At 38.0% G+C, this 26,274-nt stretch carries 26 protein-coding genes; 5 read left to right on the top strand and 21 right to left on the bottom strand.

Features of this window, described 5'->3' with window-relative positions; genetic code table 11:
* Nucleotides 1–79: 79 nt before the first annotated feature.
* From HT730_RS01165 to HT730_RS01195, 7 genes are all read right to left on the bottom strand, one after another.
* Nucleotides 80–346, bottom strand: a complete 267-nt coding sequence (locus HT730_RS01165) for a Veg family protein (protein WP_001278169.1) — start codon at nucleotides 344–346, stop codon at nucleotides 80–82.
* Nucleotide 347: 1 nt separating this feature from the next.
* Nucleotides 348–1,700 carry a replicative DNA helicase gene (gene dnaB / locus HT730_RS01170; RefSeq protein WP_000852490.1) on the bottom strand — a complete coding sequence of 451 codons (1,353 nt, stop codon included), beginning with the start codon at nucleotides 1,698–1,700 and terminating at the stop codon, nucleotides 348–350.
* 43 nt (nucleotides 1,701–1,743) lie between these two features.
* Nucleotides 1,744–2,196, bottom strand: a complete 453-nt coding sequence (rplI, locus tag HT730_RS01175; protein WP_000864214.1) for a 50S ribosomal protein L9 — start codon at nucleotides 2,194–2,196, stop codon at nucleotides 1,744–1,746.
* Nucleotides 2,193–4,166, bottom strand: coding sequence for a DHH family phosphoesterase (locus tag HT730_RS01180; protein WP_173306559.1), 1,974 nt, complete (start codon nucleotides 4,164–4,166; stop codon nucleotides 2,193–2,195). The genes rplI and HT730_RS01180 overlap by 4 nt, the downstream gene beginning before the upstream one ends.
* A gap of 135 nt (nucleotides 4,167–4,301) precedes the next feature.
* Nucleotides 4,302–4,850, bottom strand: coding sequence for a ribosome-associated translation inhibitor RaiA (raiA, locus tag HT730_RS01185; protein ID WP_050073478.1), 549 nt, complete (start codon nucleotides 4,848–4,850; stop codon nucleotides 4,302–4,304).
* Nucleotides 4,851–4,929: 79 nt separating this feature from the next.
* Entirely contained in the window at nucleotides 4,930–5,592 is a 663-nt protein-coding gene (locus tag HT730_RS01190) for a ComF family protein (protein ID WP_173306560.1), read from the bottom strand.
* Complete coding sequence (locus tag HT730_RS01195; protein ID WP_173306561.1) at nucleotides 5,589–6,887, bottom strand: DEAD/DEAH box helicase; 1,299 nt, start codon at nucleotides 6,885–6,887, stop codon at nucleotides 5,589–5,591. Before HT730_RS01195 ends, HT730_RS01190 begins: the two co-directional genes overlap by 4 nt.
* A 56-nt stretch (nucleotides 6,888–6,943) precedes the next feature.
* Here HT730_RS01195 and HT730_RS01200 point away from each other — a divergent pair, with 56 nt between their 5' ends.
* Nucleotides 6,944–7,579 carry a YigZ family protein gene (locus HT730_RS01200; RefSeq protein ID WP_173228965.1) on the top strand — a complete coding sequence of 212 codons (636 nt, stop codon included), beginning with the start codon at nucleotides 6,944–6,946 and terminating at the stop codon, nucleotides 7,577–7,579.
* Between the two features lie 284 nt (nucleotides 7,580–7,863).
* Nucleotides 7,864–8,790, top strand: coding sequence for a cysteine synthase A (gene cysK, locus HT730_RS01205; RefSeq protein ID WP_050223248.1), 927 nt, complete (start codon nucleotides 7,864–7,866; stop codon nucleotides 8,788–8,790).
* Between the two features lie 121 nt (nucleotides 8,791–8,911).
* Here cysK and tsf read toward each other — a convergent pair whose 3' ends face one another.
* From tsf to HT730_RS01265, 12 genes are all read right to left on the bottom strand, one after another.
* Entirely contained in the window at nucleotides 8,912–9,952 is a 1,041-nt protein-coding gene (gene tsf, locus HT730_RS01210; RefSeq protein WP_173234333.1) for a translation elongation factor Ts, read from the bottom strand.
* Nucleotides 9,953–10,031: 79 nt separating this feature from the next.
* Nucleotides 10,032–10,811: a 30S ribosomal protein S2 gene (gene rpsB, locus HT730_RS01215; RefSeq protein WP_000268466.1), complete on the bottom strand. Its 780-nt coding sequence runs from the start codon at nucleotides 10,809–10,811 to the stop codon at nucleotides 10,032–10,034.
* Nucleotides 10,812–11,035: 224 nt separating this feature from the next.
* Nucleotides 11,036–12,214, bottom strand: coding sequence for a CHAP domain-containing protein (locus HT730_RS01220; RefSeq protein ID WP_173306562.1), 1,179 nt, complete (start codon nucleotides 12,212–12,214; stop codon nucleotides 11,036–11,038).
* Nucleotides 12,215–12,307: 93 nt separating this feature from the next.
* Complete coding sequence (mreD, locus tag HT730_RS01225; protein WP_083977808.1) at nucleotides 12,308–12,802, bottom strand: rod shape-determining protein MreD; 495 nt, start codon at nucleotides 12,800–12,802, stop codon at nucleotides 12,308–12,310.
* Complete coding sequence (gene mreC / locus HT730_RS01230) at nucleotides 12,802–13,620, bottom strand: rod shape-determining protein MreC (protein WP_173306563.1); 819 nt, start codon at nucleotides 13,618–13,620, stop codon at nucleotides 12,802–12,804. Before mreC ends, mreD begins: the two co-directional genes overlap by 1 nt.
* A 59-nt stretch (nucleotides 13,621–13,679) precedes the next feature.
* A complete protein-coding gene (locus HT730_RS01235) occupies nucleotides 13,680–14,474 on the bottom strand; it encodes an energy-coupling factor transporter transmembrane protein EcfT (RefSeq protein WP_042751848.1) in 795 nt (264 codons plus the stop codon).
* Nucleotides 14,467–15,306, bottom strand: a complete 840-nt coding sequence (locus HT730_RS01240) for an energy-coupling factor transporter ATPase (RefSeq protein WP_173306564.1) — start codon at nucleotides 15,304–15,306, stop codon at nucleotides 14,467–14,469. Before HT730_RS01240 ends, HT730_RS01235 begins: the two co-directional genes overlap by 8 nt.
* Nucleotides 15,291–16,118 carry an energy-coupling factor ABC transporter ATP-binding protein gene (locus tag HT730_RS01245; protein WP_173306565.1) on the bottom strand — a complete coding sequence of 276 codons (828 nt, stop codon included), beginning with the start codon at nucleotides 16,116–16,118 and terminating at the stop codon, nucleotides 15,291–15,293. Before HT730_RS01245 ends, HT730_RS01240 begins: the two co-directional genes overlap by 16 nt.
* On the bottom strand, nucleotides 16,115–16,660 hold the full coding sequence (gene pgsA / locus HT730_RS01250; RefSeq protein ID WP_000712138.1) for a CDP-diacylglycerol--glycerol-3-phosphate 3-phosphatidyltransferase: 546 nt from the start codon (nucleotides 16,658–16,660) through the stop codon (nucleotides 16,115–16,117). The genes HT730_RS01245 and pgsA overlap by 4 nt, the downstream gene beginning before the upstream one ends.
* Nucleotides 16,661–16,670: 10 nt before the next feature.
* Nucleotides 16,671–17,513, bottom strand: coding sequence for a cytoskeleton protein RodZ (gene rodZ, locus HT730_RS01255; RefSeq protein ID WP_173306566.1), 843 nt, complete (start codon nucleotides 17,511–17,513; stop codon nucleotides 16,671–16,673).
* A gap of 41 nt (nucleotides 17,514–17,554) precedes the next feature.
* Complete coding sequence (locus HT730_RS01260) at nucleotides 17,555–18,838, bottom strand: pitrilysin family protein (RefSeq protein WP_173306567.1); 1,284 nt, start codon at nucleotides 18,836–18,838, stop codon at nucleotides 17,555–17,557.
* On the bottom strand, nucleotides 18,835–20,085 hold the full coding sequence (locus tag HT730_RS01265) for a pitrilysin family protein (protein WP_173306568.1): 1,251 nt from the start codon (nucleotides 20,083–20,085) through the stop codon (nucleotides 18,835–18,837). The genes HT730_RS01260 and HT730_RS01265 overlap by 4 nt, the downstream gene beginning before the upstream one ends.
* Before the next feature lie 158 nt (nucleotides 20,086–20,243).
* Here HT730_RS01265 and yaaA point away from each other — a divergent pair, with 158 nt between their 5' ends.
* Nucleotides 20,244–20,612 carry a S4 domain-containing protein YaaA gene (yaaA, locus tag HT730_RS01270; protein ID WP_000455897.1) on the top strand — a complete coding sequence of 123 codons (369 nt, stop codon included), beginning with the start codon at nucleotides 20,244–20,246 and terminating at the stop codon, nucleotides 20,610–20,612.
* A gap of 2 nt (nucleotides 20,613–20,614) precedes the next feature.
* Nucleotides 20,615–21,706 carry a DNA replication/repair protein RecF gene (gene recF / locus HT730_RS01275; RefSeq protein ID WP_173306569.1) on the top strand — a complete coding sequence of 364 codons (1,092 nt, stop codon included), beginning with the start codon at nucleotides 20,615–20,617 and terminating at the stop codon, nucleotides 21,704–21,706.
* A gap of 55 nt (nucleotides 21,707–21,761) precedes the next feature.
* Here recF and guaB read toward each other — a convergent pair whose 3' ends face one another.
* Nucleotides 21,762–23,240: an IMP dehydrogenase gene (gene guaB, locus HT730_RS01280; RefSeq protein WP_000073418.1), complete on the bottom strand. Its 1,479-nt coding sequence runs from the start codon at nucleotides 23,238–23,240 to the stop codon at nucleotides 21,762–21,764.
* Between the two features lie 151 nt (nucleotides 23,241–23,391).
* A complete protein-coding gene (trpS, locus tag HT730_RS01285) occupies nucleotides 23,392–24,417 on the bottom strand; it encodes a tryptophan--tRNA ligase (RefSeq protein ID WP_000165450.1) in 1,026 nt (341 codons plus the stop codon).
* Between the two features lie 205 nt (nucleotides 24,418–24,622).
* Here trpS and HT730_RS01290 point away from each other — a divergent pair, with 205 nt between their 5' ends.
* Complete coding sequence (locus HT730_RS01290; protein WP_000958774.1) at nucleotides 24,623–26,245, top strand: ATP-binding cassette domain-containing protein; 1,623 nt, start codon at nucleotides 24,623–24,625, stop codon at nucleotides 26,243–26,245.
* Nucleotides 26,246–26,274 lie beyond the last annotated feature (29 nt).

Consider the following 26,274-nt stretch of genomic DNA (forward strand, 5'->3'; position numbering starts at 1 on the left):
TTTTCGAAGAGTATAAATCGAAGATTGCCTTCACTTAAACTATTCGGAGAAAAAAGAAAAAGTGAGAAAATTTCTCACTTTAGTCCAGATAATGAATCAAATTCTTTTCAGTAAGGATATCTGAGTAAGTAAAGGATTCAACGTAAACATTAGCTTGTTTATCTCCTTCAACGTTCCCAAATTCAACGATAAATAGGGATGGATAAACCTCAATTAGCTTACCCAATCTATTTTTTTGGCGCTTACGACCATTCTCCAAAGTCATTTCTACGACTTGTCCCTCATGTGCCTTGATTTCTTCTTTGATTTTTTTCATCTTGGCTACATCTGTAAATGCATCTGACATCTTATGCCTCCCTCTTTGAGATACTTGAAAATTTATTGTATTCTTTTTGGAAAATCAATTCCACCGTTCCACGAGCTCCACTACGGTTTTTCTCGATAATAACTTCTACCTTATTATTCGGTATGCCTTCCTCTTCTTCACCACCACGCTCATAGTAATCGTCGCGATAAAGAAAGGCTACGATATCAGCGTCCTGCTCAATAGACCCAGATTCACGAATATCAGACAAGACCGGTCTCTTATCCTGACGTTGTTCTACCCCACGAGAAAGCTGACTAAGAGCGATTACTGGAACCTTCAATTCCTTGGCTAGGATTTTCAACTGACGTGAAATTTCTGAAACTTCCTGTTGACGGTTTTCTCGCCCAGTTCCCGTGATCAATTGAAGGTAGTCTATCAAAATCAAACCAAGATTGCCCGTTTCTTGAGCCAGTTTACGAGAACGAGAACGAATCTCTGTAATCCGAATCCCTGGCGTATCATCGATATAGATACTTGCATTCGCTAGATTCCCTTGAGCAATGGTATACTTTTGCCATTCCTCATCGGTCAATTGCCCCGTACGGATAGAATGCGATTCAACCAACCCTTCTGCCGCAAGCATACGGTCCACTAGACTTTCCGCACCCATTTCCAGTGAGAAAATAGCTACCGTCTTGTCCAACTTAGTCCCAATATTCTGAGCAATATTCAAAGCAAAAGCTGTCTTACCAACCGCCGGACGAGCTGCTAAGATAATCAACTCCTCCTCATGAAGACCAGTCGTCATATGATCTAAATCACGATAGCCTGTCGCAATACCTGTAATATCGGTCGTTTGTTGCGAGCGAGCTTCCAGATTTCCAAAGTTGACATTCAACACATCTCGAATGTTCTTAAATCCGCTTCGATTAGCATTTTCACTGACATCAATCAGGCCTTTTTCTGCCTGAGCAATAATTTCATCAGCTGGTTGTGACGCTTCGTAAGCTTGGTTGACAGACTCTGTCAACTTGGCGATTAAACGACGTAGCATTGCTTTTTCTGCAACGATTTTAGCATAATACTCCGCATTAGCAGAAGTGGGCACAGAATTGACAATCTCAACTAGGTAAGACAGGCCACCAATATTCTGCAAATCACCTTGATTATCAAGGATAGTACGAACCGTTGTTGCATCTATAGCATCACCACGATCGGATAAATCAACCATAGCTTGGAAAATCAAACGATGGGCATACTTAAAAAAGTCCCGAGACTCAATATATTCTCGCACAAAAACAAGCTTACTCTCATCAATAAAGATAGCCCCTAAAACGGATTGCTCAGCTAAGATATCTTGAGGTTGTACTCGTAACTCTTCTACTTCTGCCATCAGACTTCCCTTCCTTTTACAATCTTGTCAAGAAGGTGTAAACTTATCCTTCTTTCACACGAAGATTGATTACACTTGTGATATCTTGATAGATTTTCACTGGCACATCAATCAAACCAACCGCTCGAATCGGAGCTTGTACTTGAATATGACGTTTATCAATCTTAATTCCAAATTGCTTTTGCAATTCTTCTGCAATCTTCTTATTGGTAATAGAACCAAAGGTACGACCATCTGGACCAACTTTTTCAACAAATTCTACAACAGTTTCTTCTGCTTCAAGTTGGGCTTTAATTGCTTTTGCTTCTGCAATCATCTCAGCATGAGCTTTTTCTTCCGATTTTTGTTTACCACGAAGTTCACCTACAGCTTGAGCAGTCGCTTCTTTTGCTAGGTTCTTTTTGATAAGAAAGTTTTGCGCATACCCTGTTGGTACTTCCTTAATTTCGCCTTTTTTACCTTTTCCTTTAACATCTGCTAAAAAGATTACTTTCATTCTTCTTTCTCCTTTTCCTTTATTTCATTTAATACAATTTCTGTCAGTTTTTCACCTGCTTCTGACAAGGTTAAACCTTTAATTTGAGCTGCAGCTAAATTAAAGTGGCCTCCACCGCCTAACTCTTCCATAATCCGTTGCACATTCAGTTTACTACGACTTCGAGCTGAGATGGAGATAAATCCTTGTGTATTCTTCGCAAGAACAAAACTCGCTTCAATACCTGACATAGCTAACATGGCATCTGCTGCCTTACTAATAACAACTGTATCGTAGCATTTCGAGTCCGTAGCCTCTGCTATCAGTACATCTGAACCTAATTTACGCCCCTGTAAAATCAGTTCATTGACCTCACGATATTCTTCAAAATCTGTCGCAGCGATTTCTTGGATAGCAATACTATCACTTCCTCTCGTTCTGAGATAGCTAGCAACATCAAATGTCCGACTAGTCACTCGTGAGGTGAAATTTTTAGTATCCAGCATCATACCAGCCATCAAAACACTGGCCTGCATACGACTCAGACGATTTTTCTTAGAATTTTGGAACTGAATCAATTCCGTTACCAACTCACTGGCACTGCTTGCACCACTTTCGATATAAGTGATAACCGCATTGTCTGGGAAATCCTGATCCCTTCTATGGTGGTCAATAACGATGGTCTGTGTAAACAAATCATAAAATTCTTTTGATAATGTTAAGGCTGTCTTTGAATGGTCTACAAGAATCAACAAAGAACGATTGGTCACCATCCCCATTGCATCCTTAACAGACAACAACTTCGTAACTCCTTCTTTTTCTAAGAATGAAACAGCACGTTCAATATCTGGAGACATTTGTTCTTCATCATAAAGAGCATAGCTATTTTCAATCACATTGCTGGCGAACAACTGCATACCTACAGCAGAGCCCAAGGCATCCATATCTAAATTTCTATGCCCAACTACAAACACTTGATCCACACTACGAATCTTATCAGATATGGCTGTCATCATTGATCGAGTACGGGTACGAGTGCGCTTGATGGACGCAGCCGACCCACCGCCAAAGTAGACTGGATTTTTCGTTTCATCATTCTCCTTGACAACCACCTGGTCGCCACCACGTACTTCAGCCAAGTTCAAGTTGAGCAAAGCAACTTTCCCTATCTCATCATGATTTCCATCGCCATAAGAAAATCCCATACTTAAGGTCAAGGGCAACTGTCTCTGTTTCGACTCTTCTCTGAAAGCATCAATAACAGAAAATTTATCATTCATCAAGCCCTCAAGCACCGTGTAGTCAGTAAATAGATAAAATCGATCCATACTTACCCGACGAGAAAACATCATGTATTTTTCTGAAAACTCTGATATAAAATTAGCTACAAAACTATTGATTTGACTAATATCTGACTCAGAAGTTGCATCCTCCAAATCATCATAATTATCCACAGATACAATTCCAATCACTGGTCGACTTGTTACTAATTCATCTGTTATGGCTTGCTCCCTGGATACATCTACAAAATACAAAACACCGGAAGAAGCATCCATATGAACAGCATAACGCTTCTCACCCAGCTTAGCATAAGTAGACGGATTTCCTACTGAAGCCTTGATAATCGTTTGAACAGCTTCCAAATCAAAATCACCATCTTCCTTGGTCAAAATCAATTCAGCATAGGGATTAAACCACTCAACCTCTCCAGAAGATAAATTCAATTTCATAACACCTACAGGCATCTGTTCCAATAGAGCTGTCAAACTTTCTTCCGCTTGGTGGTTTACATACTGTATCTGTTCTACATCACTCCTTGTATAATGCACTCTCAGTTTCTTAAATAAAAAAACATAGCCTCCTACAAAAAGAAACAAAATGAAAAGCGTCAACAGATTATTATTAACAAAAATAATGAAAGTGGATAAGACTCCAAATGCAATCAATCCTACTAGAATAGGAAAAATTGGACTTACATAAAATTTTTTCATTCCAAACCTCTTGGGACTCATTATACCATAATACCCCTCAAAAAGCGACTTTTTAAAAGTGTAATCAGTAATTCTATCAATTATAAGAAAAAAGAGGTTTACAATTCAGTAAACCTACCTTTACACATATTGAAATTAAGATTCTTTAACCTCTAACAAACCAATTTCGCCATCCTCACGACGATAAATCACATTGGTTGTCTGATCTTCAACATCCACATAGATAAAGAAATCATGTCCTAACAAATCCATTTGTAGAATAGCTTCTTCCAAATCCATTGGTTTTAAATCAATTTGTTTTGAACGAACAACTTTAGACTGGACAACATTTGAATCTTCCACCAAAGCATCTGTAAATAATTGACTAGTTGCTACCTTATTTTTATTTTTACGCTCGATTTTTGTTTTATTTTTACGAATCTGACGTTCAATTTTATCAGTTACAAGGTCAATTGAACCATACATATCTTGAGATACATCTTCTGCGCGGAGAGTAATAGATCCAAGCGGAATCGTTACTTCCACTTTAGCCGTTTTTTCACGATAAACTTTTAAGTTAATTCGGGCATCCAACTCTTGTTCTGGCTGGAAGTACTTTTCGATCTTTTCGAGTTTAGAAACTACATAATCACGAATTGCTTCTGTTACTTCTAGGTTTTCACCACGGATACTATATTTAATCATATGAGTACCTTCTTTCTAAACATTTTTGTTTTTATGATTTTATTATAACGCTTTCATTCTATTTTTGCAAATTTTTTCCTCATCTTACAAGGGAAAATGTTTTTACATCCTTAGCACCAGCTTCTTCCAACAGTTTCTTAACACGATTTATAGTTGCTCCTGTAGTATAGATATCATCTATAAGTAGGATTTTTTTAGGAATAGTGACTCCACTTTTAATAAAGAAAGGAAGTTCTGTCCCCAAGCGCTCTGAACGATTTTTAGAAGAACTGGCTCGCTCTTCTCTTTTCTCTAATAAATCCAGATACTCAAAGCCTGCTGCCTCTACCAAACCTTCAACCTGGTTAAATCCCCTCTCAAGCAATCTTTCAGGGCTTAGGGGAATGACTACAAATTGATACTCTTTGTACTTTTTTAACTCCTCACTTAAAAATGAAGAGAAAACTTTTCTTAACAGGAAGTCTCCATCAAACTTATACCGACTGAAAAAATCCTTCATAGCTTGATTGTAAGTAAAAATCGCTCTATGACTGACTTCAACTCCTTCTTTACACCAAAGTTGACAATCTTGACACTTTGTTGACAAACCTGTTTTCATACAATTTGGACAGTTCTCTTCCCCAATTCTTTCAAAAGTAGAATCACAGTCTGAACAAAGACAAGAATCATCATTCCTCAGAAGCAAGAGACTACTAAAAGTTAAAACAGTCTTCATAGTCTGCTCACATAACAAGCACTTCATAGACCAGCCTCCTTATTCATCATCTGAATTTCCTTAATCGCCTTCTTGATTGAATCATTTAACCCATCATGGAAGAAAAGCAAATCTCCTGTCGGTCTATCCATGCTTCGTCCAACTCGTCCACCAATCTGAATCAAACTAGACTTGGTAAAAAGGCGATGATTGGCCTCTACTACGAAAACATCCACACAAGGGAAGGTAACTCCACGCTCCAAGATTGTCGTACTGATAAGTATTGTCAGTTCTCCATCTCGAAAAGCTTGTACTTGCTCTAATCGATCCTCTGTTACAGAAGATACAAAGCCAATTTTCTCATTTGGAAATTGCTCCTGTAAGATTTCTTTTAACTGCTCCCCTTTCTTAATTTCTGAAGCAAAAATGAGTAACGGATAAGCTGTCTTTCTCTGTTTCTCAATATAAGTCTTTAACTTTGGTGACAAACGATTCCTATCTAAACAGTGATTAAAATCCGATAACCAGACAGGTTTAGGAATAATCAACGGATTTCCATGAAACCGTCTTGGCAAACTCAATCGTTTTAGTTCTCCTATGCGAACCTTCCTATCTAACTCATCGGTCGAAGTCGCTGTTAAAAAGATTCTCAATCCATTCTCCTTTACACTATTCTTGACAGCGTGGTAAAGCGTGGGATTGTCAACATAAGGAAAAGCATCTACTTCATCCACTATCAGCAAATCAAAAGCTTGATAAAATTTCAATAACTGATGGGTCGTCGCAACAACTAATGGTGTTCGAAAATACGGCTCTGATTCTCCATGTAGGAGGGCTATCTCGCAAGAAAAATCCTTTTGCAGGCGCTTATACAGCTCCAAACAAACATCTATGCGAGGACTAGCCAAACATACTGCACCACCCGCATTGATCACTTTAGCTACTACTTGATAAATCATTTCGGTCTTTCCAGCCCCTGTCACCGCATGAACTAAGGTTGGCTCCTGCTTGTCTACTGCTTGAATCAGTCCCTCTGACACCTTCTCTTGAAAAGGAGTTAATTGACCACGCCATTTAAGAACATCTTGCTTCGGAAAATCCTCCTGTGGAAAATAGTATAAAGCTTGATCACTCCTGACTCGCTTCATCAGTAAACACTCCCTACAATAGTAAGCACCGATGGGCAAATACCATTCATCTAAAATAGCACTATCACAACGTTGACAGAAAAGTTTCCCTTTCTCCTTTCTCATTGCTGGAAGTTTCTCCGCCAACTGACGTTCCTCTTTAGTTAATTCATTCTCAGTAAACAAACGACCGAGATAATTAGGATTTACTTTCATACTTCTTTATTCGTAAAAACCTAGCGCTTTAGATGATTTTTTAGTACAATTAAATCATGGAATTTAGAACAATTAAAGAGGACGGACAAGTCCAAGAAGAAATCAAAAAATCCCGCTTTATCTGTCATGCCAAGCGTGTTTATAGCGAAGAAGAGGCTCGTGACTTCATTACTGCCATCAAAAAAGAACACTACAAAGCGACGCATAACTGCTCTGCATTTATTATTGGGGAACGTAGTGAAATTAAACGGACAAGTGATGATGGTGAGCCTAGTGGCACTGCTGGTGTTCCCATGCTTGGGGTACTAGAAAATCACAATCTCACCAATGTCTGTGTGGTCGTGACACGCTACTTTGGTGGTATTAAACTAGGCGCTGGAGGACTCATTCGTGCTTACGCCGGCAGTGTTGCCTTATCTGTCAAAGAAATTGGTATTATTGAAATAAAAGAACAGGCTGGCATTGCTATTCAAATGTCTTATGCTCAGTACCAAGAGTACAGTAACTTTCTTAAAGAACATAATCTCATGGAGCTGGATACAAACTTTACAGATCAAGTCGATACGATGATTTATGTTGATAAAGAAGAAAAAGAAACTATTAAATCTGCACTTGTGGAGTTTTTTAATGGAAAAGTCACTTTAACTGATCAAGGTTTACGAGAAGTTGAAGTTCCTGTAAACTTAGTGTAAACAATGGATAATACAGTGTTTCACTGATGTTTCCACCGCTACTTTAATTAGCAAAATAAAAAGATGCGTACCAAAATATACTAGAAAATGAAGCAATTCAAAAAGAAAATGGATAGCGTTCTCCTTTACACCTATTTACTAGAATTAGCCTAACACAATCTCTTAAAATTAACGGCTTAGACCTATGATATAAAAAAATCCTATCGCTCCGATAGGATTTCTATATTTTACAAATGGTATAGTTAGCGTTATACTAGAAATATCTTATACAAAGAGGTATTCATATGTCTATTTATAACAACATTACTGAACTAATCGGTCAAACTCCGATTGTTAAACTCAACAACATTGTGCCAGAAGGTGCTGCAGATGTCTATGTAAAACTTGAAGCATTTAACCCTGGTTCTTCTGTAAAAGACCGTATTGCTCTTAGCATGATTGAAAAAGCTGAACAAGACGGTATTCTAAAACCTGGTTCTACTATTGTTGAAGCAACAAGTGGAAACACTGGTATTGGACTTTCATGGGTAGGTGCTGCTAAAGGGTATAAAGTCGTCATCGTTATGCCTGAAACTATGAGTGTAGAACGACGTAAGATCATCCAAGCCTATGGTGCTGAACTCGTCCTTACGCCTGGTAGCGAAGGAATGAAGGGTGCTATTGCCAAAGCTCAAGAAATCGCTGCTGAACGTGATGGTTTCCTTCCTCTTCAATTTGACAACCCAGCAAATCCAGAGGTACACGAAAGAACAACAGGAGCTGAAATACTAGCTGCTTTCGGTAAAGATGGACTAGATGCCTTTGTTGCTGGAGTGGGTACCGGTGGAACAATTTCTGGTGTTTCTCATGCACTCAAATCAGCAAATTCAAGTATTCAAGTTTTTGCAGTAGAAGCAGATGAATCTGCTATTCTATCTGGTGAAAAACCTGGTCCTCACAAAATTCAAGGTATCTCAGCTGGATTTATTCCTGATACACTTGATACAAACGCCTATGATGGTATTGTTCGTGTAACATCAGATGATGCTCTTGCACTCGGACGTGAAATTGGTGGAAAAGAAGGCTTCCTTGTAGGGATTTCTTCAGCTGCAGCTATCTACGGAGCCATCGAGGTTGCCAAAAAATTAGGTACAGGTAAAAAGGTCCTTGCTCTAGCACCAGATAACGGTGAACGTTATCTCTCTACAGCACTCTATGAATTTGAAGTTTAGTCTCCTAAATACAATTGGCCCTTATTATAGGGCTTTTTATTTTTACCTTGAAAATAGGAAGTTCTCCCTATAAGGATCGACTGCATAGAAAAAAGGAAGCAAATTTACTTCCTTTCTATAATTAGTTATTCAAGGCTGCTGCCATTGTAGCTGCAACTTCAGCTTCAAAGTCGTTTGCAGCTTTCTCAATACCTTCACCAACTTCAAAGCGAGCGAACTCAACTACTGAAGCGTTAACTGATTCAAGATATGCTTCAACTGTCTTGCTGTCATCCATGATGTAAACTTGTGCAAGAAGTGTGTAAGCTTGGTCAACTTTAGTATTGTCAAGCATGAAGCGATCCATTTTACCTGGGATGATTTTGTCCCAGATTTTTTCTGGTTTGCCTTCTGCAGCCAATTCAGCTTTGATGTCAGCTTCAGCTTGAGCAATAACATCATCAGTCAATTGTGCTTTTGATCCATATTTCAAGTGTGGAAGAGCTGGTTTGTTAACCATTGCACGGCTTTCGTTATCTTGGTCGATAACGTGGTTCAATTGTGCCAACTCATCTTTAACGAATTGTTCATCTAATTCTTTGTAAGAAAGAACTGTTGGTTTCATCGCTGCGATGTGCATTGACAATTGTTTAGCAAGTGCTTCGTCTCCACCTTCGATTACAGAGATAACACCGATACGTCCACCGTTGTGTTGGTAGGCTCCGAAGTGTTGTGCATCTGTTTTTTCAATCAAAGCAAAGCGACGGAATGAGATTTTTTCTCCGATAGTCGCTGTTGCAGATACGTATGCAGCTTCAAGAGTTTCACCTGAAGGCATTGTCAAAGCAAGAGCTTCTTCGTTATTAGCTGGTTTTCCTTCAACGATTGCTTTAGCTGTTGCGTTTACCAACTCAACAAATTGAGCGTTTTTCGCAACGAAGTCAGTTTCAGCATTTACTTCAACAACTGCTGCAATGTTACCGTCAACATAAACACCAGTCAAACCTTCTGCAGCAACACGGTCAGCTTTCTTAGCTGCTTTTGCCATACCTTTTTCGCGAAGCAATTCAATCGCTTTTTCGATATCGCCTTCCACTTCAACCAATGCTTTTTTAGCGTCCATAACACCAGCACCAGATTTTTCACGCAACTCTTTAACAAGTTTAGCTGTAATTTCTGCCATTTTGATTCTCCTATATTTTTTAAAAATAGGAGAGCCGGGCTAAGCCCCGCCCTCCTAGGTAATTACTATTTATTATGAATTAAGCGTTGTCGCCTTCTACAACTTCAACGATTTCTTCAATTGAATCTGCTTGAGTTTCTGAAGCTGCAAATTCTGCTTCAACTGCTACTGCATCCTCACCTTGACGTCCTTCGATGATAGCGTCAGCCAATTTAGCTGTGATCAATTTAACAGCTCGGATAGCATCATCGTTAGCTGGGATGATTACATCGATATCATCTGGATCAGTGTTTGTGTCAACCATCGCTACAACTGGGATTCCCAATTTTTTAGCTTCTTTAACAGCGATTTGCTCTTTATGTGGGTCAACTACGTACATCACATCTGGGATACGAGGCATATCTTCGATACCACCCAAGAATTTTTCAAGACGTGCACGTTGTTTGTTAAGAAGTGCAACTTCTTTCTTAGGAAGAACTTCGAAAGTTCCATCTTCTTCCATACGTTTGATTTCTTTCAAACGAGCGATACGTTTTTGGATTGTTCCCCAGTTTGTAAGAGTTCCACCCAACCAACGATGGTTGATGAAGTATTGACCTGAACGTACTGCTTCTTCAGCAACTGCATCAGCTGCTTGTTTCTTAGTACCAACGAACAATACAACTGCATCGTTAGCTGCCGCATCACGCATGAAGTCGTATGCTTGGTCAGCGTATTTTACAGTTTGTTGCAAGTCGATAACGTGGATTCCGTTACGCTCTGTAAAGATGTATTTAGCCATCTTAGGGTTCCAGCGACGAGTTTGGTGACCAAAGTGTACACCAGCCTCAAGAAGTTGTTTCATTGAAATTACTGCCATGAGTATTTCTCCTTTTTGTTTTTTTCCTCTTCTTGACTTCAACTCGCAAAACGACCCAAGGGCAACTGCTTCACAATTCATCAAGAATGATTATTATCGTTCACACGACAATTTTTATTCTACCATACTTTTTCGATATTTTCAAGCTATTTTGATGGGATTTTTAATAGTTATTGTCCCTGGTAAAAACTGAAAAAGAGGGCTCTATTCGAGTCCCTCTGTAATTAGTCTGCATAAATATATGTCACAAAACCTTCAGAAGTCGTTGTTGGATTAAACCATCCACGGTGGTTTCCAAGTGTGCGATTACCTGCATAGTTTGATTCTGATACTTGAATACGTGTTGTTGATTCAACAGCTGTAACAACCGCTACGTGTCCATATCCACCATCGTTCCAACATGCAATTGCTCCAACTTGAGGGGTTGAACCTGTACGGAAACCTGCTGCTGCTGCACTTGTGGCCCACTGTGCTCCATTACCCCAATAGTCTCCAGCCCAAGGTGCTAATGTTTTAACTCCCCAGGTACATTCTCCAATTGGATAAGTTGAGGCATCCGTGTTATATGTTGGACGTACTTTAGCCTGAACAGGTGCTACTACAGATTCAGATACTGCTTGTACCTGTGCTGTTAGGTTTGTATTACCTGAAGCAAGTACTGATTGTTGTTGGCTAGCTTGTTTTTCTTTATAAGCTGCTTCTGCTGCCGCAGCTGCACGTGCCTCTGCCTCAGCTGCTGCTTTTTGTTCCAATAGACTTGCTTTTTCCCCTTCAGCTGTCGCTTTCTCAGCAGCAAGACTCAATTCAGCAGCTTTTAGTTCTGCCTGTTTAGTAGTCAATGCTTGAGCATCATCTGCCAATTTTTGTTGATTGGCAATTACAGTATTGATTGCTTCATTGTTTGCTACTTGTTTTTCAGAAATAGCTTTTTTATCTGCCTTTTGTTGTTCCAACATTTTGTTGTTGGCAGATACGATTTCACTCATTGCAGCAACACGTGAAATAGCTTCTGTAATTGATTTTGAGTTTACAATGGTATTGATATAGCTAGTTGCGGCTCCATTTGTTTGAGCACTACGAGCTTGTTTTTCCAAAGATTGGTTACGAGAAACAATGTTTTTAGAAAGTTCTGTAATCTCACCCTCGAGTTTCTTAGATTCTGCTTGTAATCTATCATTTTCAGATTGCAAGTTAGATTGCTCTGCTTGAATAGCAGATACTTGCTCCTGAATTTGATCAACTTGTTTTTGTGCTTCTTCTTGTTGTGCTGTTAAGTTACTAATTTTATTATCTTGAGCAGCAATTTTGTCATCAGTCGTTTCTGCATGGGCAGTCGTCAATACTGCTGCCTGGGAAACCATTACTGTACTTAATAAAAGCGAGGCTAAGATTTTTTTCTTCATGGTTAATAAATACTCCTTCTGTTTAAGACAATACTAGTATACCAAAAAAAACTCCAATAAATATTACGCCTTTGTTACATTTATATGTCGTTCTTATAGATAATATTTTTCAAAAATAAATTGAAAAACAATAATCCATAAAAAATTTAAAATCATCGTCGGTACCAAGCTATAGACTATAAAAATCGACATGTTATCCACTGTCAGCCCTACCATAAAAGCCAAAAGATAACTACCCATTTCAAACAGGAAGGTCAGGACAATCATAGAGAGCATTCGTGTCCAACGATTCAACAAAATAACACTATTCAATTTATGAAGAAAGGCTCCCAATAAGATAAATAAGAGAGTTGCAATCCCTATTAGATGGAAAAAGTAAACATCGTAAACCAAGCCTATCACAAAACAATAGACTAGGTAGAGATACTCTGATACTTCTATCGTCTCAAACAAGAGAAATAGAAACAGAAAATGACTAGCTAAATGTACATGGGGGAAAAATGAGCCCAGAAGCTGGCTAATATGGGCGTCAATTAGAACAAAGAAAGGGAGCAATAAAAACACTCCAACCCGCTTCAACTGTCTCATTATGAATTCCCCACTAATTCTATCACATCCACATTATGAGTATCTGCACTCAATTTAACAGTTACTTCTCGTGTCAAATAGTCTGTACTATGCGTTGTGGCAACCACTTCACCAACAGGAATATCCGTAACGTTAAAGTTTCCTAATCCACCCGTTGTCACCTTATCGCCTGTACTAATATCGCTATTACTATTTAATTGACTAATTTTAAGAACTTCATTTTCCTTGTCGTAGCCAACAATAATTCCATAAATTGTAGTAGTGCCGTGTTGAATTTTAACAGAAATCTTATCAGTATTTTCCGTATTTGTCAGAAGGTTGACCATAGTAGAGTTGTCCTCCACTTTTGAAACACTCCCAATCAAGCCACCATTTGCAATAGCTAACATGTTCTCAGAAGCACCTTTTGATTTCCCTGCATCTAAGGTCAACTCCTGCTTCCAAGATACCGGAGAACGCATAATAACATCTGCTGCTAAAGTCTTTGTGGCTTGCAATTTAGACTTCATATCAAGCAATTGACGCAGTTGTTCATTTTCCGTCTTTAAACTTTCCGCCTCATTTGATTTGACTTCTAACTGGTAAATCTGTTTCTTCAAACTTTCATTTTCATTATATGTTCGTGTCAAATGAGCCAAATCTGATTTGACAGAATCAAACCACTGAAAAGGTTTTTGTACAACCCTATCAACCAATGAGATTCCATCTCCTAATTTTGTCACAATTGTACTTGAATAAGTCGTCGCTAAGAGAGCTGATACAAGCAGAACAGTGACAAAAACAATAATGACATATTTTGATTTTTTAAAACGGTTCATATCCCTACCTTTATATCAAGAACTGTTACAGTAACTTTTTTATCAATTCCTGAAAGCTACTAAGATTTTAAGAAAAATAAGCAACAACCAAGTACGATAATAACAAGAATAGTCAGCGTATCCTTTCGAGTCCATTCCAATTGTCGGTATTGACTTCTACCTTTTCCTCCCTGATAACCACGCGCTTCCATGGCGATAGCCAAGGAATCTGCACGTTTTAAACTTGTCGCAAAAAGAGGAATCAAAATGGGAATCATAGCCTTTACTTTTTGAACGATGCTTCCTTCACCAAAATCCACTCCACGCGCTTTCTGTGCATTCATAATCCGCGTCGTATCGTCCATTAAGGTTGGGACAAAACGCAAACTCATGGACAGCATCAAACCGATTTCATGAACTGGAACTTTCACACGCTTTAAAGGCGCTAACAAAGCTTCGACAGCTGATGCCAAACTTAAGGGCATGGTTGTTAAGGTTAACAAAGTTGAAAAGAAAATAATCAATACAAAGCGACAAAAAATAATTCCAGCTTGTTGCAAAGCATAATCCGTGATTCTCACAAACGAAAACTCAAATAAAACATTCCCATTAGAAATGAAAAACAGTTGAAAAATAGTTGTGAAGGCAATCAAGAAAAACATAGATTTCAAGCCCTGAATAAAGAATGAAAGAGATACTCCGGACAAGGCAATAAAGATCCCTGTCGCTATAAAAAGAATTAGATTCGTCAAAGGGTTATTAGCCCAAAAAACGATTAAAATCAGTAGCATCATAGCCAGTAATTTGCTACGTGGATCCAATCGGTGAACAATCGAATCCCCTGGGATATAACGCCCCAAAATCATACTATCCATTTAGCGACTCCTTGAACTCCTCTATCTTAATCGGTAATCGTTTAAATGACACGCCTCTATCCGCCAATCGTTTACAAAAGGCAGTAATTTTAGGTACTCCCAACTGCACTTCTTCCATAAAGACAACATCTTGAAAGACATCACTTGGCTTACCACCCTTAACTAGACGTCCCTTTTCCATCACATAGACTTGATTCGCATATTCAGCAACATCATCCATCAAATGCGTTACCAAGACAATGGTCATCCCTGACTGGTGGAGTTTTTTGAACAAATTCATCAACTCTTTTCTACCCAGAGGATCCAGGCCTGCTGTGGGTTCATCTAAGACTAATACAGCTGGCTCCATGGCAAGTATGCCTGCAATGGCCACACGTCTCATTTGTCCCCCTGACAGCTCAAACGGGCTACGATTTAAAAGTGATTCATCAATTCCAACCAGAGCCAGTTTCTCACGCGCAATCTTCTCCGCATCTTCTTCAGAAACTCCAAAATTTTGCGGTCCAAAAGCAACGTCTTTCAAAACCGTTTCTTCAAAAATCTGATTTTCAGCAAACTGAAATACCAAGCCAACTTGTTTTCTAATTTGACGAATATCTTTATTTTTAGAAGTCGAGGTGATTAAGGTATCAAAAACTCGCACACTCCCTTGACTTGGAACCAATAAACCATTTAAGAGTTGTAAAATAGTTGATTTACCACTACCTGTGTGCCCAATTAAAGCCGTATAAGAACCATCTTCAATCGTCAAAGAAACATCCGACAAAGCTGTTGAAGCTAAGGGAGTCCCTTCTTGATATATAAAATTCACATTTTCTAGAGCAATTCCCATAGCTTATCCTCTAGCTCACTTTCTGTCAAATAATTTTCAGGTAAATCATAGCCATTCTGGCTCAAAGAATGTTTTAATTGATTGGCAAAAGGATCGTCTAATCCAATTTGATCTAAATCATTTCGAGAGAAAAGTTCTCTTGGGCTACTGGTTGATTCAATTTCCCCTTTTTTCATGACCAACACACGATCACTCATGGCAACTTCTTCCAAATCATGGGTAATGGAAATGACCGTCATATCATAGTCTTTCCGAATTCCTTTTACTGTCTCAATCAGTTCTCTACGACCCTCAGGGTCCAACATACTCGTTGCTTCATCTAGGATTAAAATAGCTGGTCTTAGGGCTACAACACCTGCAATGGCCACACGTTGCTTTTGGCCACCTGATAGACGCGCCGGCTCTCTCTTTTTAAAGTCTAACATGCCAACTAAAGCCAGAGCTTCTTCCACTCTCTTTTTCATTTCTTGACGAGAAAGGCCCTGATTTTCCAAACCAAAAGCAACATCATCTTCAACAGTCGCTCCAACAAATTGATTGTCTGGATTTTGAAAAACCATACCGATTTGACGACGTATTTTCCAAACATTTTCCTCAGTCAGCCGTTGGCCATCAATTACAATCTCTCCGGATTCTGCTTCCAGTAAGCCATCAATTAAGCGAACCGTCGTTGATTTACCACTACCATTATGCCCTACAATCGAAAGCCATTCTCCACGTTTCACGTGAAACGTAATATCTTTCACATCATAGTATTCCTGACTTTCCTTATAGCGAAAAGAAAGATTTTTTACATCAATTATTGATTTCATTTCGAACCAAATGTCCCTTTAAATACATAAGCACTACCCTTGAAATAATCATAGCCAGAGTAGATAGTGAAAAACAAGGCTACATAAAGTAGAACTTGACCAAGCAAAGTCCAATGTAATAGCAAGAAAATAATGGCAAACATCTGACTGAAAGTTTTAATTTTTCCAGGCATTGCCGCTGCTAAAACCGTTCCACCAGTTTCAACCAATAAAAGCCTCAAACCTGTCACAGCCAACTCACGACAGATGATCACCGCAACAATCCAAGCCGGAGCCATACCTAACTCAATCAGCATAATAAAAGCCGACATAACTAGTAGCTTATCCGCCATAGGATCCGCAAATTTACCAAAATTACTGACTACATTCCATTTACGTGCTAAATATCCATCTAAATAGTCGGTAATACTGGCAATAGCAAAGATAATAGCTGCTACTATATGACTCTCTATCGAATTTCCTACTGTTAAAATAAAGATAAAAATAGGTATAAAAAGAATTCGACCTATTGTTAAGAGATTTGGAATTTGTTCTTTTTTCATTCGTTTTTCCTTAATTTTTAGTAAAGGTTACAGTGATTTGTCCAGTCTGCGCTGTTAACTTCGATAAATCAACAGTCTGATTATCTACTGTCAAAGTAACACCTTTTACAACACCTAATGTAATGGTTACAGGACTTTTAGTTGCAACTGTTGCTTCTGCACTTTTATTATCCGGTGATAAGGTCACACCGCCCTCAAGTTCGCTTTCTGAAACGCTGACCCAACTTGTAACATCTGAAACTGCCAATTGCAATTTAACTGTCTCCTTACCTGTCTTATAAGCGATTTCTACATGATTTCCTTCGCCTGATACACTTATAGCTGATTCTACACTAGAAGAACTGCTAGATGAACTACTACTTGAGGAGTGAGGAACAGAGCTAGTTGAACTTATTGAACTTGTTGATTGAACCACACTGTAATTAGAAAGAGAAGGCCCCTCTGGTTGAGTTTGAATATAGTTCCAAACATAATAGGTCACAAAAATTAAAATCGATAAAGCAAAAAGGATAAAATAGAATAAAGGTAAAAATGATGTTTTTTTCTTCTTTTTCTTACTTGAACGTCTACGACCTGTCAACTCGTCTTCATCAACATCTACTTCCTCATAAGTAATCATACTCCCAGAATCATAAGCATCCAAGACAATTTGGTCATCTAACTCAACAGCCCATGCATATTTTCTCAAGAAAGAACGCGTGTAAAAAGGACTTGGAAGTTGATCGAAATCGTCTGCTTCCATTGCTTCCAACATATCTAACTGGATTTCTGTCTTTTTCTGCAATTCATCTAAACTCAATCCCTGATTGATTCTAGCTAATCGTAAAACCTCACCAATTGTTTTTTTCCTCATACTTGTCATCCCTTCTTTCTAGTGTCTATTATGATAGGTTACTACGATGGGAATATTGTAAAATCAACTATGTCACCATCATCTATTAAATGATGTCCAGCATCAAGGACATCCTCTAAAGTAATTTCCTGTAAAATCTTTGGTAAATCAAAAATTGTCTCACCATGTTCAAAAGCATCATATTGCGTTGCAAGCAATTCAAGAGAGTTCATGCTACTGAAAAATTCGCCAAACATCTCTCTTTTGATAATATCTAAATGTTCCTCTGTAATATCTAAATCCTTTGTAAAATTACGAATGGCCTTCCTAAATTGATGAGATAAAGCAACTGGCTCTTTCGTATCCATTGTCAACATAACAAAATGAAAGCGACTTGTTACTTCAATTTCAAGAGATAGGGACGCATCTATTTTACCTGATTCATATAACTTTTGAAAACGATCCGAAGTCCAACCAAACATCATTGCAAACAATAATTTTAATAAAATATGATGTCGATAGCAATCCGCCTCAGAAACTCCTCGCTTACCTCTAACTCCAATCGCTAGTTTGGGAGAAGATACTTCCATTCTCATACTATCTGTTGGTTTTACATCTTGTAAAAGCAACTTTTCTCTTGCTACTTCCTGAACATCTAAATCTTTCAATTCTTTTCTTTCAAAATAGTCCTGTACTTGATCCACATCAAAATTGCCAACTAAAAACAGAGACATGTTTACAGGTTTGTAAAACTTTGTAAAATTTTCTTGCAAATTCGTTAGATGGATTTGGGAAATGGACTCCTCACTTCCAACTATATCCGTTGCTAAAGGTGTGCCAGGATATAAATTCGCTAAGGTTGAAAAGAATAAACACGAATCTGGATCATCTTGATACATTTCTCGTTCTTGCTGGATAATATCCTGCTCTCTCAAAATGGAATCTTCAGTAAAGTGTGCTGATGTTACCAATTCATCAAGTAAGTCTAAATTCTCTAAGAGATAATCCGTTGCTGAAAAAAGATAGTTTGTTTTTGTAAAGCTTGTAAAGGCATTACTATCTGCACCTAGACTCGTAAAAGCAGACATCAAATCGCTAGCATCTTCTCTTTCAAATAATTTATGTTCAAGAAAATGAGCAATTCCCGCAGGATATTGTTTTACATCTCCGTCAACTTCTGTGACAAGCGTATCTACCGAACCAAACTGGACAGTTACACTCCCGTAAACCTCTTTAAATTCCTTTTTAGGCAAAAGAGCAACTGTCAATCCATTCGACAAACGAGTTCGATAAACCATTTCTTTTACAGCTGGATAGTATTTTTCTTCAAAAACAACCTTTGTCATTCTATTCCTTCCATAAAGTAAATCGCTTGTAGTTTCACATTATTAGCTGCTCTACAAATATCATCTTTGTCAACTTGCTCGAGTTTTGCAATCCAACCTTTAAAGTCTGCTGAAGATTTTCCAAGTAAGGCATTTTGATAAGCACGTTCAATCAATGAACCTTGATTATCTTGAGAAAGCAACAAAGACCGACGAATCATTTCCTTGGTCTGCTCTAGCTCAAGCTCTGTAAAATAACCTTTTTTTAAATCAAGTAATTGATTATTCATCATTTTTCGAGCCTGATTCCTATTTTCTCGATTGATACCAGCATACATCCTCAAAAATCCACTAAATAAATCAAGCTGACTTGAAATAGTATAAGCCAATCCAGCATTTTCACGGACATTTGTAAATAGTTTAGAGTGAGCAAATCCACCAAGTAAACCATTCATTACAATCATAGGTAAATGTTGCTCATCACCATATTCAGAAGGGCAATTATATCCCAACTCTAAAATAGACTGTCCCACATTTTTCCTAACCATGCCTTCTTGCAAGATATTGGAATAAGGTTGGCAATATTGAATCTTCACATCCACTTCTCGACCTTTAAAGCCAAATGATTCTAATACATTTTGAATTTCAACCTCATTAAAGTCACCTAGGAAAAAGAAATCTATTCGATCATTGGCCAAAAATTCTTGGAAACAAGAATAAGAACTTTGTGGAGTTTCAGCTAAAATACGATTTCGTAAATCACTATACTCCAATTGGAGACGTTCGTCATGAAAAAATAATTTGTCTAATTCTTTATGTGAAAAATAAAAAGAATCATCCATATCTGCTGCTAAACTTGCTAGCAATTGTTTTTTCTCAATTTCAAATAAGGCTGGATCAAACCCATTATCAACTACTACGGGTGAAAAAAGAGTTTCTTTTACAAGTTCCAAAACCTGAGAAGTTAGCACATTTTTCCTACTTAAAAACTCATCACGAACATAGGTAAATGTCAATTCTACAATATGACTTTGCCCTCTTCTGAAACAATTGGTTGACATATCTGTACCGTATAGACTGGCCAAGTGTCTCCTCAAAGCTTGAGAAGTAGGGTACATCAGATTAGCAGTCTCTAGCATACTCGCACTCAACATGCGACCTGCAATCGTATCGAGGGATAATGGAGCTGTAAAACGCACGGTAATTTTGTTCGTTTTAAATTTCTTTGATTGGATAAAATGTGTTGAAATTCCATACACTAACTCCATGATTCACCTCCTTATATACAGACTTCTATTATATCACGAAAACCTGAAATTTTCTTGTTCTCTGTAACAGTTTTGAAATAAAAATCGCTTACATTTCTCCCTGTTTCTCTCACTATTTTTAGGAAAATATGGTATAATACCAAAGATTGAGGTGAATTATGGAATACAAATTATTTGAAGAATTTATTACCCTCCAAGCACTACTCAAAGAACTTGGAATTACACATAGCGGAGGAGCTATCAAATCCTTTCTCTCTGAACATTCTGTTTACTTTAATGGGGAATTAGAGAGTCGTCGCGGTAAAAAACTTCGTATTGGTGATAAAGTTGACATCCCTGACATGAATATTGACATCTTGTTGACACAACCTACTTCTGAGGAGCAAGATGAATATCAAGCTGATAAAGTTGAAAAAGAACGAATCGCTAAACTTGTTAAGGAGATGAATAAAGGAGTAAAAAAAGATAAATCAAAACCTACTTCATCACCCAAAAGCAAACAAGCTCCGCGATTCCCTGGTAGATAATCATGTGGCTACAACACCTATCTCTCAAAACTTTTCGTAACTACAAAGAGACGAAAATAGACTTTAATCCTAAATTAAATGTCTTTTTAGGACGTAATGCACAAGGTAAAACAAATATGTTAGAGGCTATCTATTTTTTAGCCTTAACACGTAGCCATCGAACTCGAACAGATAAAAATCTCATTCATTTTGATGAGGAACAACTTCATCTTTCAGGTCTTGTTCAGAAAAAAACGGGATCTATTCCTCTCGAAATTGAACTAACACAAAAAGGGCGTGTGACAAAAGTTAATCACTTAAAACAGGCACGACTTTCAGATTATGTAGGACACATGAATGTTGTCTTATTTGCTCCTGAAGATTTACAACTAATTAAGGGAGCACCTTCGGTTCGACGAAAATTTATTGATATGGAGCTTGGGCAAATTAAGCCAATCTATTTATCAGATTTAACCAATTATAATCACATCCTAAAACAAAGAAACACTTATCTAAAATCAGCTCAAACAATAGATGAAACCTTCCTTTCAGTGTTGGATGATCAGCTAGTTGATTATGGATGTCGTGTGATGAATCACCGCTTAGATTTCATAAAAAAACTAGAACATTTTGGCCGTAAGAAACATTTTGAACTTTCTAATCAGATTGAAGAGTTGTCAATATCCTATCAATCTTCTGTAAAGATAACTGACAAGGAAGACTTATCAGAATCTTTCAAAATTGCTTTAGAAAAAAGTAAATCTAGAGATTTATTTAAAAGAAATACTGGTGTTGGTCCTCATCGAGATGATATTTCTTTTTATATAAATGGGATGGATGCTAGTTTTGGAAGTCAAGGTCAACATCGTAGTCTCGTCCTCTCGATAAAATTAGCAGAAATCGAATTAATGGAAAGCATCACTACAGAATCTCCAATATTACTGCTTGACGATGTGATGAGCGAACTTGACAACACTAGACAACTAAAATTATTAGAAACGATTTCTCAGTCAATCCAAACCTTTATCACGACAACAAGCTTAGATCATCTTCAAAATCTACCAGAAAATCTAAGTATTTTCACTATTCAGGATGGTAAAGTTAGTGTAAATTAAAATTGACAACATTGTAAAAGAACTCCTGTTTTTGCAGGAGTTCTTTTCATTTCTTTTACATAGAATAATTTGGCGCCTCATTAGTAATTTGTACATCGTGAGGGTGACTTTCTTTCAAACCAGCACCAGACATTTCAATAAATTGAGCATTATCGTGTAGTTCTTTAAGGTTAGCTGCACCACAGTAACCCATACCAGAGCGAATACCGCCAATCATTTGAAAGACAATATCAGCTGCCGCACCTTTATAAGCAACACGACCTTCAATTCCTTCTGGAACAAGTTTGTTTGCTTCATTAACAGAACCTTGGAAGTAACGATCGCTTGAGCCTTTTTTCATAGCAGCAATTGATCCCATACCACGGTAAGTCTTGAACTTACGTCCTTGGAAGATTTCAGTTTCACCTGGTGCTTCGTCTGTTCCAGCAAACATTGATCCAAGCATAACTGCATTTCCACCTGCAGCAAGGGCTTTTACAATATCTCCAGAATACTTGATTCCACCGTCAGCAATGATAGTCTTACCATATTCACGCGCAACAGCTGCAGCATCGTAGATAGCTGTTACTTGCGGAACACCAACACCAGCAATCACACGAGTAGTACAGATTGAACCTGGTCCAATCCCAACCTTGACAACATCTACACCTGCTTCGTAAAGGGCACGCGCTCCCTCAGCAGTAGCAATATTTCCAGCAATCAAAGTACGATCTGGGAAGTGAGCGCGAATCTCAGCAATTTTACGCAAGACACCTGCAGAATGACCATGTGCAGTATCAATAACAATCGCATCCGCTCCTGCTTCAAAAAGAGCCTCTGCACGTTCAAATGTATCTGAAGTAACACCTACTGCACCTGCAACTAGAAGACGACCAAACTCATCTTTAGCAGCATTTGGAAACTCAATAACTTTTTCAATATCTTTGATAGTAATCAAACCAGAAAGACGGCCTTCTTCGTCTACCAACGGAAGTTTTTCAATACGATGTTCTTGAAGAATACTCTCAGCTGTTGCAAGGTCTGTACCCACAGGAGCAGTCACAAGATTTTCACTAGTCATATGGTTTGAAATTGGTTGGTTATAATCTGAAATAAAACGAAGATCTCGGTTTGTCAAAATACCAACCAATTTACGATTTTCAAGTGTTTCAACAACTGGAACACCACTGATGCGGTAACGTCCCATAAGCTCATCAGCTTCAGCAATTGTATGTTCAGGCGTTAAGAAGAAGGGATCAATAATAACTCCATTTTCAGAACGTTTTACCTTACGAACCTCATCTGCTTGTTGAGCAATTGACATGTTTTTATGGATAACTCCGAGACCACCTGCACGAGCAATAGCAATGGCCATTTGACTCTCTGTAACTGTGTCCATGGCAGCGGTAATAATTGGGATATTTAAAGTCAGATTATCTGCCAATTTAGTTGTTAAATCTGCATCGTTAGGCAACACATGACTTTCAGCTGGAATAAGCAATACATCATCAAAGGTAAAACCTTTTTTCAAAAATTTAGTGTCCCAATTAGACATTCGAAGTTTCCTCTTTTCTTTCTTTTTGAGCTTGACTCTTTTTATATTGTATCTATCATACCATTCTATAAAAATTTGTCAAATGTTACAGGGGTAAATAAAAAACTATCTTTTCTTTGAGATAGAAATGATAGTTTCTTGTAAAATAAACTTAGTTAAAGTAATGAAGTCCCATTGCTCCTTTAACCTCAGATAGGGTTTGACCTGCAACTTCACGCGCTCTTTCACTACCTTTTTGAAGCATATTATAAACTTCTCCCATATCCTTAGCAAATTCAATACGGCGCTCACGAATAGGACCCAGTTCACGTTCTAATATTTCAAGTAGATAACGCTTGGTCTTCACATCACCAAGACCACCTCGTTGATAATGTTCTTTCATGTCAGCAATTTCTTGAGCATCTTCTGGACGACCAAAAACATCTAGATAATGGAAAACCATATTTCCCTCAATCTTACCTGGATCTTCCACCCGAATATGATCTGGATCTGTATACATACTCATTACTTTTTTACGCAAAGTATCCGCATCATCAGCTAAATAAATACCATTATTAAGGGATTTAGACATTTTAGCATTTCCATCTAAACCAGGTAAACGACCCGCTCTCTCATTTTCTGGATAAATACCTTCCGGTTCTACCAAGACATCACAGTTATATGCATTGTTAAAAGAACGAACAATTTCACGAGTTTGCTCAATCATTGGCTTCTGATCTGTCCCAACAGGAACATAATCAGCTTTGAAAGCTGTGATGTCAGCTGCTTGAGCTATTGGATAGACCAAGAATCCTGTCGGAATGCTTTCTCCAAATCCTTTCTGAGCAATTTCTGTCTTGACAGTTGGATTACGCTCCAGACGTGCTAATGAAACCAGATTCATATAATACATAGACAACTCAGCCAACTCTGGAATCTGGCTTTGAATAAAAATAGTTGACTTACTTGGATCCAATCCAACTGCAAGGTAATCCAAAGCCACATTTCCGATAGACTCTACAATGGTTTGAGGATCTTTGGCATGATCTGTCAAGGCTTGTTGGTCAGCCAAGAACACAAACATATCATACTTATCCTCTTCCTGTAATAATACTCGATTTTTGAGACTTCCAACATAATGTCCAATATGCAATTTTCCTGTTGGACGGTCTCCTGTTAAAATAATGGGTTTAGTCATTTTGTTCTCCTTCGATATAGTCCCTTCAATTATAGCATTTTTTTAATGAAATAACCGCAATTTATCAAAATAAATCAACCTTACTATTCACGGATTTGTGTAAAGTATAATGTAAATATAATTTACACAAAATTGACAGATAAAAATTTGAATATTTCCGTATTTTCTAGTAGAATAAATATATTACACATATAGGAGAAAAACATTGCTTACAGTATCTGATGTTTCACTACGTTTTAGTGATCGCAAACTTTTTGATGATGTCAATATCAAATTTACAGAAGGAAATACTTATGGATTAATCGGTGCTAATGGTGCCGGAAAATCAACCTTTTTAAAAATTTTAGCTGGAGATATCGAACCTACTACTGGTCACATCTCTCTTGGTCCAGATGAGCGTCTCTCTGTTCTCCGTCAAAATCACTTTGACTATGAAGATGAACGTGCCATTGATGTCGTTATCATGGGAAATGAAAAACTTTATAGCATCATGAAAGAGAAAGATGCTATCTACATGAAGGAAGATTTCTCAGACGAGGACGGGGTTCGTGCTGCCGAACTCGAAGGAGAGTTTGCTGAGCTTGGAGGCTGGGAAGCAGAAAGCGAAGCCTCTCAACTCCTTCAAAACCTAAACATTCCAGAAGAATTACACTACCAAAACATGAGCGAATTGGCCAACGGTGAGAAAGTAAAGGTTCTCCTTGCCAAAGCACTTTTTGGTAAACCTGATGTTCTTCTTTTGGACGAGCCTACCAACGGTTTGGATATCCAATCGATTACTTGGTTAGAAGACTTCTTGATTGACTTTGATAACACCGTTATCGTAGTATCCCACGACCGTCACTTCTTAAACAAAGTATGTACTCACATGGCCGACCTTGACTTCGGAAAAATCAAACTCTATGTCGGAAACTATGACTTCTGGAAGGAATCTTCTGAACTCGCTGCTAAATTGCTAGCAGACCGTAATGCCAAAGCAGAAGAAAAAATTAAACAATTGCAAGAGTTCGTTGCTCGTTTCTCTGCTAATGCTTCTAAATCAAGACAAGCAACATCACGTAAGAAAATGCTTGATAAGATTGAACTTGAAGAAATTGTACCATCTAGTCGTAAATATCCATTTATCAACTTTAAAGCGGAGCGTGAGATTGGTAATGATCTCTTGACAGTAGAAAATCTAACTGTAAAGATTGATGGTGAGACTATTTTAGATAATATCAGCTTTATTTTGCGTCCAGGTGATAAAACAGCGCTTATTGGACAAAATGATATCCAAACGACTGCATTGATTCGTGCAATCATGGGAGACATTGACTATGAAGGAACTGTCAAGTGGGGAGTTACTACTAGCCGTTCTTACTTGCCAAAAGATAACTCGGCCGATTTTGCAGGGGGAGAGTCAATCCTTGACTGGTTGCGTCAATTCGCAAGTAAAGAAGAAGATGACAATACTTTCCTACGTGGCTTCCTTGGCCGTATGCTCTTCTCTGGAGATGAGGTTAACAAACCTGTCAACGTCTTGTCAGGGGGAGAAAAAGTTCGTGTCATGCTTTCAAAACTCATGCTCTTAAAATCAAATGTCCTTGTCCTCGATGATCCAACAAATCACTTGGACTTGGAATCTATCTCAAGCTTGAATGATGGATTGAAAAACTTTAAAGAATCAATCATCTTTGCCAGCCATGACCACGAGTTTATTCAAACTTTGGCTAACCATATCATTGTCTTGTCTAAAAATGGCGTCATCGACCGTATCGATGAAACCTACGATGAATTCCTAGAAAATGCAGAAGTACAAGCAAAAGTTAAAGAACTTTGGAAAGACTAAATAAAACTTCAAAACTCAGTTGGGTTAAC

Source organism: Streptococcus sp. k-628, assembly GCF_013277475.1.
GTDB lineage: Bacteria > Bacillota > Bacilli > Lactobacillales > Streptococcaceae > Streptococcus.